Source organism: Microvirga alba (assembly GCF_015694465.1).
Taxonomy (GTDB): domain Bacteria; phylum Pseudomonadota; class Alphaproteobacteria; order Rhizobiales; family Beijerinckiaceae; genus Microvirga; species Microvirga alba.
Window position 1 is genome coordinate 1 of sequence record NZ_JADQDO010000012.1, and the last position, 14390, is coordinate 14390.

General features: G+C 61.4%; 11 protein-coding genes. 8 read left to right on the plus strand and 3 right to left on the minus strand.

Features of this window, described 5'->3' with window-relative positions; genetic code table 11:
- Positions 1-2263 precede the first annotated feature (2263 nt).
- On the plus strand, positions 2264-3412 hold the full coding sequence (locus tag I2H38_RS18250) for an amidohydrolase (RefSeq protein WP_196273312.1): 1149 nt from the start codon (positions 2264-2266) through the stop codon (positions 3410-3412).
- A gap of 501 nt (positions 3413-3913) precedes the next feature.
- Here I2H38_RS18250 and selD read toward each other — a convergent pair.
- The 3 genes from selD to I2H38_RS18265 form a co-directional block, all read right to left on the minus strand.
- On the minus strand, positions 3914-4960 hold the full coding sequence (selD, locus tag I2H38_RS18255; RefSeq protein WP_196273313.1) for a selenide, water dikinase SelD: 1047 nt from the start codon (positions 4958-4960) through the stop codon (positions 3914-3916).
- 177 nt (positions 4961-5137) lie between these two features.
- Positions 5138-6079, minus strand: a complete 942-nt coding sequence (locus I2H38_RS18260; RefSeq protein ID WP_196273314.1) for a carbohydrate kinase family protein — start codon at positions 6077-6079, stop codon at positions 5138-5140.
- Complete coding sequence (locus I2H38_RS18265; protein WP_196273315.1) at positions 6076-6762, minus strand: D-lyxose/D-mannose family sugar isomerase; 687 nt, start codon at positions 6760-6762, stop codon at positions 6076-6078. The genes I2H38_RS18260 and I2H38_RS18265 overlap by 4 nt, the downstream gene beginning before the upstream one ends.
- A gap of 779 nt (positions 6763-7541) precedes the next feature.
- Between I2H38_RS18265 and I2H38_RS18270 the strand changes: the two genes are divergently transcribed.
- The 7 genes from I2H38_RS18270 to I2H38_RS18300 all read left to right on the plus strand — a co-directional run bounded on the left by I2H38_RS18270 (position 7542) and on the right by I2H38_RS18300 (position 14387).
- The gene (locus tag I2H38_RS18270) at positions 7542-9029 is read left to right on the plus strand and encodes an aldehyde dehydrogenase family protein (protein WP_210324864.1); all 1488 of its coding nucleotides are present in this window, start codon (positions 7542-7544) and stop codon (positions 9027-9029) included.
- A 39-nt stretch (positions 9030-9068) separates the two neighbouring features.
- Positions 9069-9767: a cupin domain-containing protein gene (locus I2H38_RS18275; RefSeq protein WP_196273316.1), complete on the plus strand. Its 699-nt coding sequence runs from the start codon at positions 9069-9071 to the stop codon at positions 9765-9767.
- Between the two features lie 150 nt (positions 9768-9917).
- Complete coding sequence (locus I2H38_RS18280) at positions 9918-11078, plus strand: M20 aminoacylase family protein (protein WP_196273317.1); 1161 nt, start codon at positions 9918-9920, stop codon at positions 11076-11078.
- A gap of 58 nt (positions 11079-11136) precedes the next feature.
- Positions 11137-11547, plus strand: coding sequence for a helix-turn-helix transcriptional regulator (locus I2H38_RS18285; protein WP_196273318.1), 411 nt, complete (start codon positions 11137-11139; stop codon positions 11545-11547).
- Positions 11544-11831, plus strand: coding sequence for a (2Fe-2S)-binding protein (locus I2H38_RS18290; RefSeq protein ID WP_196273319.1), 288 nt, complete (start codon positions 11544-11546; stop codon positions 11829-11831). The genes I2H38_RS18285 and I2H38_RS18290 overlap by 4 nt, the downstream gene beginning before the upstream one ends.
- A 1-nt stretch (position 11832) precedes the next feature.
- Positions 11833-13227 carry an FAD/NAD(P)-dependent oxidoreductase gene (locus tag I2H38_RS18295; protein ID WP_196273320.1) on the plus strand — a complete coding sequence of 465 codons (1395 nt, stop codon included), beginning with the start codon at positions 11833-11835 and terminating at the stop codon, positions 13225-13227.
- Positions 13224-14387 carry an NAD(P)/FAD-dependent oxidoreductase gene (locus tag I2H38_RS18300; RefSeq protein WP_210324865.1) on the plus strand — a complete coding sequence of 388 codons (1164 nt, stop codon included), beginning with the start codon at positions 13224-13226 and terminating at the stop codon, positions 14385-14387. Before I2H38_RS18295 ends, I2H38_RS18300 begins: the two co-directional genes overlap by 4 nt.
- The last annotated feature ends 3 nt before the right edge of the window (positions 14388-14390 follow it).

Here is a 14390-nt window from a genome sequence, read left to right on the forward strand (position 1 = left end):
CCCGGCAGAGGCGCCGTAGCACCCTGTGACATTTCTAAATTGCAAAAACCTGAGACATTTCAAAGTGGTTGCAACACCCAAATCCCGAATAGATTCCTCCGGGCCGCGGCGGTATCGAAAGGTCCATATATTGCTTGGGTTCGAAAGCCAGAAATGGAAATCCGTTCGGCGGCGAGGCTTCTTATCGAGACCAACGGTCGGCCCACGCGGTGAAATTGCAGTATCGGCAGGAGGCCTACGCTCGTTCGAGCGCCCATTTTTGATACGCGCCGATTTCAACGGCCGCTATCTCGGGGAACGTCCCGGAGAGAGGACTGAGCCGATCCCCGAGCTCTGTTCGTCCGCGAGTTTCACGACCCGCCTCGGGTCCGTCACGCGCGAGAGGACTTTACGGGAGTGTCTCAAGCGTCGCTGAGGGCCAGAGCCCTGGTCGGCTGTTGCAGCGAATGACAGCCTTCACTTTGAAACCATAGTCGCCTTCGATCGCGACGACGGCGTTGGAGGCCCAGCTCCGGCGGGGTAGCCGACCATCGCAATCAGTCTCCCAAGCGCTCCCACGCGCCCCGAACCGTCGTGATTGCAGCTGGTGCGCGGGGTTCTCAGTAGCTGTCGGATCTGGGCTGCAGCACCCGAGGCCTGCGACCGGTCCCAATCGCTTCGACGCGTACCCCCAGCCGCTTGTCCCTCGTCCAAATCGAGGCTCAACGGAGTCGATCCCGATGCTGAGCAGCTGCGGTGCGCCCCTCAGTCACCGCACCCCGGAAGATACTGATAGCAATCTCGCCGACGCCTGACTTCTCCTGCGACATGATGAATGCCCACGCTACCGCGCACGGCTGCCATCAAGGGCGGTTGAGGCGCGCATCCAGGGATGCCTGTTCTCTGGCATGATCAATGCCGCTCATTTCGCGCCCTGAGACCGGCACGCGTGACGGAGCTTTCTGAGCCAACGGAACTGTTGCTTGCTAGAGCAGGGCGACGGGGGGAGGTCGCACACCGATAGCTCAAGGTGAAATTGGGGCCATGAGGTGATGACCGTTCAGGGGAGCGGCGAGGGAGCGCTGAGGCGAATGGCATCTACCAAACGCCAAATGCTGCGGGGACCATCTTGCCCACCGCCCCGGTCAGGGGCCCCTCGGTTGTCCCCATCTTCAGCAATTCAGGCCCTGCAGAGACTGCCGCATTGGCCAGCGCGATAAGCTCGGCGACACGGGTCTTCTCGGGGGGAGGGTGATATTGCGCGAAGCGGCCGGCCGGCACTTCCCCTCAGCCTCGGATTGTCAGTGGTTCTGTTGCCGCCAGGCTGGCAAATGGCTACGCATCCGCCCGCAGCTTTCGTCGGCGGCCGGCGGCGTGCCTTGGCCGCCGTGGAGTCGATGGTATTGAAGTCATCACTCGAAGGAACGGATCGCGAGGTTTCAATCAGATTGCCCAGACCTTGCGTCGTGACCGCAGTTCAAGGGGCGTTGGCAGCCGAACCCCGCGAGTAGGTCTATAGAACATCAGGGATTGCCCCCGATGAGGTGTCATCGCCCGCGCGACGACGGCACCCGGCCGTGGTCTACGGCAGGACATCGCATCAGCCCGTTTGTAACGTCACCCAACCCTTATAACCCGCCATGATCGCTCTCCACAAAACCTGACTAGCCATGTTCATCAATTCAGCCAAAGCTTTTGATCGGGGAGGGGGCTTTGTTCCCGTGGACACGGCGCGTAGCCAATCGAGCGCTTTTGGAGACAGCGCTTATGCGGCCGGGATCGAGAGTGAATGCTTGAATTTTTGTTGCCAGTCTGTGCCCCAACCTTCTTCAAGCCGAGCCAGATCTCTCCATCCTCTTCGAACGCGGACAATGCGGATTCAAATTTAGTATGATGACGCTTTGTATGACGTTTTAGGAATTCGTTTACTAACTATGAAGGGCGGGGGTTCCCTCAGTTGCCTCGAAGTGGCTTAATAGAGGCGATTCCCTTGGAGTCGCCGGTAAATGCGAAGCCAGAGCGCAATTTTTCGAGCACGGTGCAGCCATCGCCGATGCCGTAGCAATCTCCTACTTAGCTTCTTTAACAAAAACCAAGTTATGGCCTATCAATGACTTAGGGACAGGGATGCAGTCGAGGCCTTTCGAGGAACCCGACCGCGGCCAAGCGGTTCGTGGCCCACCGCCGAAAGCGGAGTAACCGTCTCGGCAGATCGTGATCGATGGCAGCCAGACCGTCTGCGCAGCCATACCCTTTCTGATGTCCTTCGGGGCGGAGGTAGTCCATGTTTCTGACCGACCAAAACCTGGCTGAACTGGTCGAATGGCGGCGCAAGCTGCACCGCATGCCCGAATTATCAGGGGAAGAGAAGGAGACCGCCCGGGAGGTCCGGGCGTTCCTTTCGTCGACCGGCGCGGATCGGATTGTCACGGAGCTCGGCGGGCACGGCGTCGCCGCTATCTACCAAGGCAAGGAGCCGGGACCGACCGTGATGTTCCGCGCGGAGCTCGATGGCCTGCCTATCGAAGAGGTATCCGCAGTTCCTCATCGCTCCGCTGTGCCAGGGAAGGCGCACCTGTGCGGTCATGACGGGCACATGACGATCTTGGCCGCCCTCGCGCGAGGCCTGGAACGCAAGCGCCCGCAGCGCGGCCGTGCTATTCTGCTGTTCCAGCCGGCCGAGGAGAATGGATCCGGGAGCGCCGCCGTCGTGGCCGACCCGAAGTTTCGCGAGATCGCGCCGGACCTTGCCTTCGCATTGCACAACCTGCCCGGAATTCCGTTAGGTCATGTCTCACTGGCCGAGGGACCCGTCAATTGTGCGTCCAGCGGCATGCGCATCATCCTCACGGGCAAGACCGCTCATGCCTCGATGCCCGAGTTCGGAATTTCTCCGATGAGCGCCGTGGCGAGCCTCATGCCGGCATTGACGGCTCTGGGCGCCAGCGGCCCGATGAATGAGGGGTTCGCGATGGTGACTGTGACCCACGTGGCGCTGGGTGAGGCCGCATTTGGCATCGCTCCCGGACGCGCCGAAATCTGGGCGACCCTGCGAACGCTGACCGACTCGGGGATGAAAAATCTGTGCGAGAGGGCAGAGCGTTTGGTTGTAAGCGCCGCGAAGGGGACTGGCCTGGAGATCGAGATCGTCTATGACGACATCTTCCACCATTGTGAGAACGCGCCCGAAGCAGTCGGCCATCTCCGCCGCGCCCTCGAGGCCGAGGGTGTACCTTACGACCGCGGTAATCTGCCGATGCGCGCATCGGAGGATTTCGGGCGTTTCGGCGAGAACGCGCCGGCCGCGATGTTTTTCCTCGGTGCTGGCGAAAAGCATCCGAGCCTGCACAATCCCGACTACGACTTTCCGGACGATCTGATCGGCATAGGCGCTCGGGTGTTCATGCGGACGCTGCGCGATCTGTTGGGATAGGTCACACCGTCATTGCTGCAAATGGTTTTGAACGGCTGGAAGATCGGCCACAGTCGCACTCCTCCCCTTGGCCGCAGTTCTGGTTGATACCTTAGCGTCTGGGATGAGTGAAGAACCTGTCTAACAGTTTTGATTGGAGGCTCGGGGCTTTAGCGGATCGAGTCCTGTCGCCGTGGCGGGGTGGTCGGCTGAGGGTGACGCCGGCGTCGGCCCGTTGGCTGTCGTTCCGATTTGGGATCCGCCTGCACCGCCCGTCCATCCGGTAGAGCCGGCTGTACCGGGCGAGGTGCCTGAGGCAGGGTGACCCGCGTCCGGCTGGGTGGCTCCCTCAGAAGGGCCAGCGCTGGGACAGGGCGCCTGCAGTTGGCTTTGCGATAAGGCCGGCACGGAAAGGCCAACGATGACCGCTATGAGGGCAGGAAGCGCAGCGCGCATGAGGGGTGCTCCTTTCGCGTCGGAGGGAAAGGAACGTCCCGCAGCATCCGCGGTTCCAGGGTCTCCTCAGGTTACCTTGACCGCTGGAGGACCGTTTTCTGCCACCCCGATGATCTTTGATGCCGGGTAGCCTGCATGGAGGATCGATTGCAGAACGTCCTCGGCCCGCTCCGGGGCGCAAGCCACGAGCAGACCACCCGATGTCTGCGGATCTGTCAGGAGATGCTTTTTCCAGGGCGTGAAATCATCCGGCAGGTGAATGCTTTCGGCATAGCTGTTCCAGTTGCGGTTCGAGGCGCCGGTCACAAAATCTCGTTGCGCCAGGGATTTCGCCTCGCGCAGGAGGGGCAGATCATCGAATCCAATGCGCAGCGTGAGGGCTGATCCTCGGGCCATCTCCAGTCCGTGGCCAAGAATCCCGAAACCGGTCACATCCGTGATCGCATGCACATCACTGTCGCGCGCGAGCAAAGTGCCGACCTTGTTGAGGAGCGTCACCGAAGCGATCATTTCTTCATACGCTTCCGCAGATAGAGAATCCTTTTTGAATGCCGCCGAATAGATTCCGACGCCGAGCGCCTTGGTGAGGATCAGCGTATCGCCCGCCCTCGCACCGCTGTTGCGCCTGATCTCGCTGGGGCGACCGATGCCGATCACGGCAAGTCCGTAAACCGGTTCGGGACAATCGATAGAATGGCCGCCGGCCACGGGAATACCCGCCTCCGCGCAGATCGAAGCGCCACCTTTCAGGATGTCGCGCACGATCTCCGGCGCGATCTTGCCCACCGGCATCCCGAGGATCGCAAGCGCCATGATCGGGCGTCCGCCCATGGCATAAACATCCGAAATGGCGTTGGTCGCGGCGATCCGGCCAAAATCGCGCGGATCATCCACCATCGGCATGAAAAAATCGGTTGTCGCGATGATGCAAGTGTCATCGTCAAGCTGCCAGACCGCGGCGTCATCAGCGGTTTCCGTGCCGACGAGCAATTCGCGGAAAGGGCTGATGGAGGAGGGCTCGGAGAGCAATTGCTGCAGGACCGAGGGCGCGAGTTTGCACCCGCAGCCGCCTCCATGGGCGAGGTGAGTGAGCCGGAACCGTTGCGTATCCATCGACGTCCTCCACGCAGCCGGATCTATCGTGTCAGAGCTTACGGCATGAAGCAAACTCCTGGGGTCGGAACTCGCCAGCGCTCGCGCCATCTTGGACCGAGTTGAGGCGGGACGCACGGCGCGCAACGGACAGGCGGCGCTATCTCTGATCCGAGTTCGAAATCCTCGCCCAGCACCTCAGAGAGGCACGCAGGCGGCCATGATCTCATGGCGCCAGGGAGGATTGGCGCCGGCCCGCGACACGGTGATTGCCGCGACGCCATTGCCGAGAGCGAGGGCATGGTGCAGATCGTCCTGCGAGAGGTTGTGGATCTGATCCTTGGTCAACCGGCCGCGCTCCCGCAGACCTGCGAGGAATCCGGCATTGAAGGTATCTCCGGCTCCGATCGTATCGACGACGGTGATCGCCTCGGATTTTGCAAAAAGCCGGTGATCTCGCGTTATCGCGGTTGCCCCTTCGGCGCCTCTCGTCAGAATAACGACTGCGGCCCCGCCGTCGATCCATCGCCGCGCCACCATCTCGAACGCGACATCTCCCTCCAACCAGAGAAAATCCTCCTCCGACACCTTGATGATATCGCTCATCCCAATCATCCGGCGAAGCCGCTCGCGATAAGCGATCTCGTCATTAATGAAGCCTGGACGGATATTCGGATCGAGCGAGACGACGCAGTGCGCCTGCGCTCTCCGCATCACGCTCTCATAGGCGCTGCCACAGGGTTCGGGGATCAGACTGATCGCGCCGAAATGGATGGCGGCGACCTCATCAGGGAGCTTTGGAAGATCGGCTTCGGACAGGCGCCGTCCCGCAGTGTTCTCGTCGTAGAAGGTATAGCTCGCATCTCCGTTCGCAAATTGAACGAAGGCGAGCGTAGTGGGGAAGGGCGAGCGCACGCAAAGCGACGCGTCGACCCGGGAGGCGACCAGCGTCTCCATCAGAATCTCCCCGAAGAGATCGCTGGAGATGCCCGACAGAAAAGCGGCCCTCTCTCCAAGTCTCCCGAGCGCGATGGCCGTATTGAAGACCGCGCCTCCCGCGACCGGCAGGAACGCGGTGCCGTTCGACCCAATGCCCCTGGGCAGCATGTCGATCAGAGCTTCACCGCAGCACAGAATCATCGAATCCACCGATCGTAGTCGGAGACGAGGAGGTGCAACGGTTCTTCGTCCTCCTCGATCGTCGAGAACCGGCCGATAGGGTCCCGGAACACGTTGTCGGTGAGATCGTCGTTGACCGTCGATACCTCGCCGATCAGAACATCCCTCCCTTCGGCCCAGAAGGCGTGCCAAACGCCCGGCAAAAGCGTGACGCTCTCGCCCGGATCGAGCTTGAGCAGTCCGCCTGCCGCAAGGCGACGCGTCACCCCGTCGACCGGAACTGAAACGTCGGCGCTCTCATCGATCCCGCCGTCCTGACGGGGCATGAACAGTTCCAGGACGAGGGTGCCGCCGCCACGATTGATGATGTCCTCCGCCTTGCTCAGATGGCGATGCATGGGCGACAACTGGTTCTTGCGGGAAATCATGATTTTCTCCGCGTAGAGCATGCCCGATCCGGTCTTCATGTCCGCAAGGCGGCCGTTGCGAACGGTGAAGAGGAAAAGACCGAGGTCATCGAATTTCTCCTGGCCGTAATCCGTAATATCCCATCCCAGTCGCGACTGAAGGATCCCGGCTGCCTCCTCGCGGCGCGCCTTCATGAGATCGGGCGACCAATAGGCAAAGGGAGGGAGAATATAGCCAAAGGACCGAATGAACGCATCGGCCTCGCGGATAATCTCATTGATCTCGGATCGTTTCATGTGTCGTGGCCTTGAATGCTCGTCGTCGTGGCGCCTTGCCTATGAACCGGAGCAATCTCCAGCCATCAGGTCGTGGTTCAGATCCCGCCCCGCAGAAACGGTCGCTCCGGCCAGGGTCCGATGACCCTACCCAAGGCTTTCGTCAGGGGGCAAGACCAAACACCCCGGAACAGTCCAAGTTTGCGACGAAACATCAGGATTCGTCGCAAACTGGACACGAGGTGAACAATGGCATGTCGCCTGATGCCAGGAAGCCCGGCGGACAGGTCGCGGCGTGCGCTAAACATGAGCTCCAACATTTCCCGGAGTTGTCGATCGCGCGGAATAAATACATCCCTCCGCCACCGAACCTTCCAGACCGTCCCTCCACTCACTTTTCCGATCACCGCCCTCAGAGGGGATGCGTCCGAGGCGATCCTCAGAGATCCCTAAAATTTCTCCTTGACCTTACAACGATGGCAACCCTGACCTTACGTAACGTCTTATGCACGTCATGGGGATTGCAATGTGCGATAATCACCGTCCCGCCGAACACGCTGCCGCTGCCGTCGCGACCAAGGGCGCAATCCTCGACGTCGCTGAACATGACTTGCGATCACTACGCGGGCGGCACCTGCAAGACGCCCGAACCTGTATGCCCCATCTCCGCAATCTCGATTGAGATTGGCGGGCGCCTGTGACCGTCGCAAGCGATGCGGGCGTCGTCGAGCGGGCAATCCGCGACGCAGGTTACGAACCGGGCTTGCCACTCCACCCATCGCCCTTCCAAGAGTACCATCATGAGCGTGTTGAGCTTTGATCCTAACGGTATCCGTCTCCGTGGAGGGCACTTCATCAATGGGCGGTTGATGGATACCGACATCGCGGAGATCGATGTCCAGCGCCCGTCCGATCATTCATCTTATGGCGCTATTCCGGAAGCGGGCCCGAGCGGGGTGGATCGCGCCGTGACTGCCGCCAAACGGGCATTTCACCAAAGCGGCTGGGCCACGCGCCCGCCGCGAGAGCGCGCACGTGTCATGCGCCGTTGGGCCGAGCTTATCGACTCGAATGTCGGTGAATTGAGTCGCCTGGAAGCTGTCGGGTCAACACGCCCGATCAGTGAGGCGGCAACCTGGGACATCCATTTTGCAGCGGAAGGAATCCGCTTCTTTGCCGAGCACGCTGACAAGCTCGGAGGTGACGTCGTTGCAACCCGTTCCGACAACCTGGGTTTGATTATTTCCGAACCGTACGGGGTTGTTGCTGCGATCGCGCCATGGAATTTTCCACTGGTCATGGCCTCGTGGAAGTGCGGACCGGCGCTAGCTGCCGGCAACGCGGTCGTGCTCAAGCCATCCGAACTGACTCCTTTCTCGATCCTGCGGGCTGCCGAACTTGCCGTGGAGGCGGGTATGCCGCCGGGAGTTTTTAACGTCATCAGCGGCAGCGGCCACATAACCGGCGGCGCGCTTGTTCGCCACCCGGACATATCGAAGGTGACTTTTACGGGTTCAACTCAAACCGGTATTGCCATTATGCAGGCCGCTGCCGAAAGTGGCCTGAAACCGGTCACACTTGAACTCGGGGGAAAGAGTCCGCAGATCGTTTTCGCAGACGTCCGGTCGATTGATCGAGTCGCCGAAACAATCGCGCGCGCGATTACCGCGAATGCTGGTCAGGTTTGCGTCGCGGGTACCCGCCTCATCGTTGAGCGCAGCATAGAACAGCATCTCCTAGAGCTTGTTATCAAGAAATTCGATGAGCTCCGTCCTGGCGCCACCTGGAGCCAGGAGACGACGCTTCCCCCGATCGTTTCGGCAAGGCAGGCTGCGCGTATCCATCGTCTGGTTCAAGAAACCGTTGCCGAAGGTGCGATCGTGCTGACTGGCGGCGGACCAGTCGCCGAGATGTCGCGCGGCTCGTTTTACCGACCCACGATCTTGACCAGCGTCCACACGGACATGACGGCATGTCGTGAGGAGATATTTGGGCCGGTACTCACCGTGCAGGCGTTTGATGACGAGGCGGAGGCATTGGCGCTGGCGGAGCATCCCTCTTATGGGCTCGCGGCGGGTGTTTACACGTCTGACCTCAATCGTGCGCTGCGTAGTGTTCGCACACTCGAGGCAGGCACAGTTTGGATCAATCGTTACGGGCGCAGCGCCGACTTCATGCTTCCAACCGGCGGCTTCAATTCCTCCGGTATCGGTAAGGATCTTGGTCGCCAAGCAGTTGAGGCCAATCTTCGGCTCAAGACGACGCTAATCGACTTTGCGGAAGCGTGAATAACAAGAAGCTTGAGCTGATTCACGGGAGGATACGCGATGAGTTTAGAAAGTATTTCCTTTCAACCAGGGTCGGGCGCCCAGTCGGCGAAAACGATTTCGGAGACCCCGAGCAATCTTTCGCGCAACGTCATTTTCGAGAGTGAAACCCTTCGCGTCGAGACATGTCGTGTCGATGGCGGAGTGAGCGAAAGCGGTTCCGGTGGCGCGACGGCCCTCGCGGTACTCGATGGCGCGCTCACCCTTCGCGTTGGCGAGGAAGATTGGTACCTCGAGACAGGGCAGGTTCTTGTGCTTCCTTCCGACGCATACACCCTCGTGACCGCTGCCGGTCCGACGCGATGGTTCGCCATCACAGCGTTCAATGGCGGTGAGACCGCGTCCGGTCGACCGGTCCTTGTCGATCCCTGTGTCGCAGTCTCGCCCACGCCCCAGCCTGCGCCCGAAATCATGTTGAGCGCGATGCCAGATTGTGCGGGCGCCACCGTCTTTGAGGACCCGGTGGCGCGGTTCAAGGTCGGTGTGTGGCGTTCGACGCCCTATGCCCGCAAGGTCATGCCGCATCGCGTACACGAATTCATGCTGCTTCTCGAAGGCAGTGTCGTTCTCACTATGGGTTCGGGGGAGAGGCGCGAAGTGAGGGCGAGCGAGGCAGTGTTCATTCCGAAGGGGATGCCTTGCGGCTGGAACAGCGACGTTGATGTGAAGAAAATATACGTCGTGCAAGATCCGCCTTGATGAGATCTGCATGTTTTCGCGCGCGTCGCAGCTATTAAGGCCATCCTATTGGGTATCGCAAGGCAACAGGTGCTTGATACCCAAAGGAGTTCGACAAAGCTTTTAGTGAAATATTTCTACACATCATAACTCTGATCTGAGGGATGCGCGATGTTGGGCGAGCCGATTCCGATCGAAGGCGTGGACGAGCTAATCGCGCTGCGACGCGACCTGCACGCGCACCCCGAGCTCGCTTTTGCCGAGCACCGAACCTCCGCCATCGTCGCGTGTGAACTGGCTGCGCTAGGCATTGAGGTTCACCGCCATGTCGGCGGAACGGGCGTGGTCGGCCTTCTGCGGGCCGGCTCGTCGGACAGACGTATCGGTCTTCGCGCCGACATGGATGCGCTCCCGATGAGCGAAGCGACAGACCTGCCCTATGCGAGCCGCTATTCCGGCATGTTCCACGGTTGCGGTCACGACGGCCATACCACCATGCTGATCGGAGCCGCCCGCCTTCTCGCTGCAACGCGCCGCTTTGATGGGACCGTCGTCTTCATCTTCCAGCCCGCCGAGGAGGGCCGCGCGGGTGCAAAAGCAATGATCGACGACGGCTTGTTCGAACGCTTCGGGTGCGATCGCATCTTCGCACTTCACAACTGGCCGCAATTGCCCGTCGGCACCTTGGGGACGCGCACGGGTCCGATCATGGCAGCGGCCGACCGTTTCGAGATTGCCTTGTCCGGCAGGGGAGGTCACGCTGCACTGCCACATCTGGCGGACGACGTTCTCCTTGCGGCGTCCCGGATCGTGCTGTCTCTCAATACCATCGTCTCACGACGTCTCGACGCCGCCGCACAGGCTGTCCTTTCCGTCACGCGGGTGGAGGGCGGCACCTCGCACAATGTCCTGCCCGCGACTGCGCGCATCGGGGGCACGGCACGATCCTTCGATCCAGCCGTGCGCGATGTGCTCGAAACCACATTGCGTGCCATCGTCGCCGCGCAATGCGCTGAAGGCAGTCTTTCCGCCGACATTACCTATGATCGCTATTACCCGGCGACACGCAACGACGCAGGCGCAGCACGCGCTGCGCTCGCGGCGGGGCGAGACTGCGGCATAAACGCCATTGAGGCGGATTCCCCGTCGTTCGCTTCGGAAGATTTCGCCTTCATGCTCGAAGCCTGCCCGGGCGCTTACGTCTGGCTCGGGCAGGGGCGCGGCGCAGACGAACCACCCCTCCACCATCCGCGATACGATTTCAACGACGATGTCATCCCCCTGGGCGTGGCTTGGTTCGCCGCGCTCGCGGAACGAGAATTGGCGGCGTGATGACGCCCATCTCATACCACCCAGAGGCCAGACGCGACGAAGATGAGGGAGGAACACGATGAATGCGATGACGTTCGATGACGCGGGCGCCAGATCAGCTTGTATCCGCCGTGTTCTTGTCCATATCGATGAGAACGTCTCCGAGCGATTGCCGCTCAGTGAACTGGCCGCCGTGGCCGACCTTAGCATCTCGCGCTTCATGACCGTGTTTCGCGACGAACTCGGTATCTCACCGCATCAGTATATCTGCCGCGAGCGAGTCCGCCGGGCAAAAACTTTCATCTGCGAAGGCATGTCGCTACCTTGTGTCGCCAACGAGGTCGGTTTTTTTGATCAGAGCCATTTCTCTCGCCACTTCAAACGCTGGTGCGGGCAGACGCCGGGGCAGTTCATGGCGAAGATGGGAGGCTTAGAGCGACACGCGCCGCTGCCGCTGCCTGCCATCTCGATAGGGGCATCCTTGGCATGAACCGCTTCGTTCGTCTGGCAGAACATGACCGCGCCGAAATCCGTTTCCGCATCGACGGTAGAGGAGTGACTGCGCTTGAAGGTGATACCCTTTTGACGGCCATGCGCCTCAACGGGTTCATTCTGCGCTGGTCAGAATTCAGCGATGGACCGCGAGCTGGGTTCTGCCTCATGGGCGCTTGCCAAGATTGTTGGGTGACGACAGCGGAAGGCGGCAGGCTGCGTGCCTGTTCGACGCTCGTCGCGAACGATCTTTCCATTCTCACCACGCCTGAGGTCGAATGACATGACCGCGCCGCGCATCATCGTCGTAGGAGCCGGACCTGCGGGAATCAGAGCGGCGCAGACACTCGTCGAGGCTGGCGTGCGGCCTGTCGTGATTGACGAGGGCGAGGCATCGGGCGGACAGATCTATCGGCGCCAGCCAAACGGGTTCAAACGCGATTTCCGGCAGCTCTACGGTACCGAACACCGCCGTGCGCGCGATCTCCACGAAACCTTCGACGCTTTGCGCGAGAAAATGGACTATCGCCCGCGCACACTCGCCTGGAATCTGTCCGAGGGCGCGCTGCATATCGTACACAATGGTATTTCGAATGCCGTTCCCTTCGATGGCATGATCCTAGCGACCGGAGCGACAGATCGACTCTTACCTGTCCGCGGCTGGACGACACCTGGCGTCTATTCTCTCGGTGCGTCGCAAATCGCACTCAAGGCACAGGCTTGCGCCATCGGTCGGCGCGTCGTCTTCATAGGGACTGGCCCTCTTCTTTATCTCGTCGCGACACAATATCTGAAGGCAGGTGCCGAGGTGGCAGCCGTACTCGATACCTCCGCCTTCGGTCACCGCCTCGCGGCGCTTCCGCTTCTTCTCGCGCGGCCTGACGCGCTAGCCAAGGGACTTGCGCTCATCGCGCAGTTGCGACTCGCGGGCATCACGATGCTCACCGGTATCCGTCCCATCGCCATCGAGGCGGGGGCGGACCGCAACGTTGCGCGCGTGCATGTGAGGGACGCACGCGGACGCGACCGCAATTTCATGTGCGATGCGGTCGCAATGGGCTATCACCTGCGACCGGAAACGCAACTCGCCGATCTCGCTCGGTGCGATTTCTCTTTCGATCCAGCGACGCATCTCTGGTCGCCCATGACAGATGCGATGGGACGCACAAGCGTTCGCGGCATCTATGTCGCGGGCGACGGTGTAAAAATCTCCGGCGCCGATGCCGCGGAGATCGCAGGACGTCTCGCCGCCCACGCGGCGATCGCCGATCTTCATTCCGCTCATCCTGCAGGGCGAGGCGCGGAAGGAAGCGTCAAGAAACTCCTCACCTCCCACCGGCGCATGGACCGCTTTCGGCGCGGTCTTGCCAAGGGATTTCCCTGGCCCGCACATCTCGCTGAGGCGCTTCCCGACGACACCATCCTATGCCGTTGCGAAAGCGTCACGGTAGGCTCGCTCCGCATGGCAGCCACCGCGCTCGGCGCACCGGAAGTCAACAGAGCCAAAGCCTTCGTGCGCGTCGGCATGGGACGCTGTCAGGGCCGGTTCTGCGGCCCCGCAAGCGCCGAGATCCTCGCCGCCGTGCTCGGGAAGTCGACGGATGGGGTTGGCCGCCTGCGCGGGCAGGCCCCCGTCAAGCCCCTTCCCATCGCCACCGTTCCGGAGGATGCATCATGACGGAAAAGGCGGACGTCGTCGTCATCGGCGGCGGCTTCATGGGAGCTGCCAGCGCCTTCTTCCTCCGGCAACGGGCGCGCTCCGTCATCCTTCTCGAGCGCGGCCTCATCGGCCAGCAGGCGAGTGGGGTGAATTTCGGCAATGTGCGCCGTCAGGGCCGCTATCTCCCGCAATTGCCGCTCGCCAACCGCTCGCGCGCGATCTGGTCGCGGCTCACCGAACTCATCGGCACCGATTGCGAGTTCCTCGCGACGGGACATTTGCGGATCTGCTACCGGCGCGAGGATGTCGGCGAACTTGAGGCCTACGCCACGCATGCGCGCGAATATGGCCTCGATCTCGAATTGCTGACGCAACGGGCGCTCATCGCGCGCTATCCCTATCTCGGCCCAGAAATTGTCGCTGCCTCGCTGTCTCCGCAGGACGGCCACGCCAATCCGCGTCTCGCTGCCCCCGCTTTTGGAAGGGCAGCGAGATCCGCGGGCGCGCAGATACACGAGAATACCGAGGTCGTCGGCGTGACAAGAAGCGGTGAGGATTTTCTCATCGAGTCTGCAGACGGGCGGCGCTTCTCGGCACCCACTCTTCTCATCACCGCGGGCGCTTGGGCGACACAGCTTTCAGCTCAACTCGGCGAGACCGCGCCACTCGTCGTGCGCGGCCCACAAATGGGCGTAACCGAACCCGTGCCTTACCGGGTCGAGCCCGTCGTCGGCGTCATGACGAACGATCCGCGCGAGGTGATCTATCTGCGTCAGGTGACACGCGGCAATATCGTGTTCGGCGGCGGCGGCCGTGGCCCGGCCGATGCCACCGCGCGTCGCGCCTATGTCCTGCCCGGCAACATTCTCAACCAGTTTCGCCAACTTGGACGTTTGGTGCCAGACATCCGGCGCCTCAACCTCATCCGTGTATGGAGCGGCATCGAGAGCTATCTGCCGGATGACTGCCCGATTATGGGCGAAAGTCCGACGGTGCCAGGTCTGTACTACGCCTTTGGCTTTTGCGGCCACGGCTTCCAACTCGGCCCCGGCGTCGGCGAGACTATGGCTGAGCTTATTGATACTGGAACGACGGAGATTGACCTCGCGCCGTATCGCATTGAGCGTTTCGCAGAGGCTGCTCCGATCGCTTTGCCGGAAGTGGAGCTGAGCGAATGACGA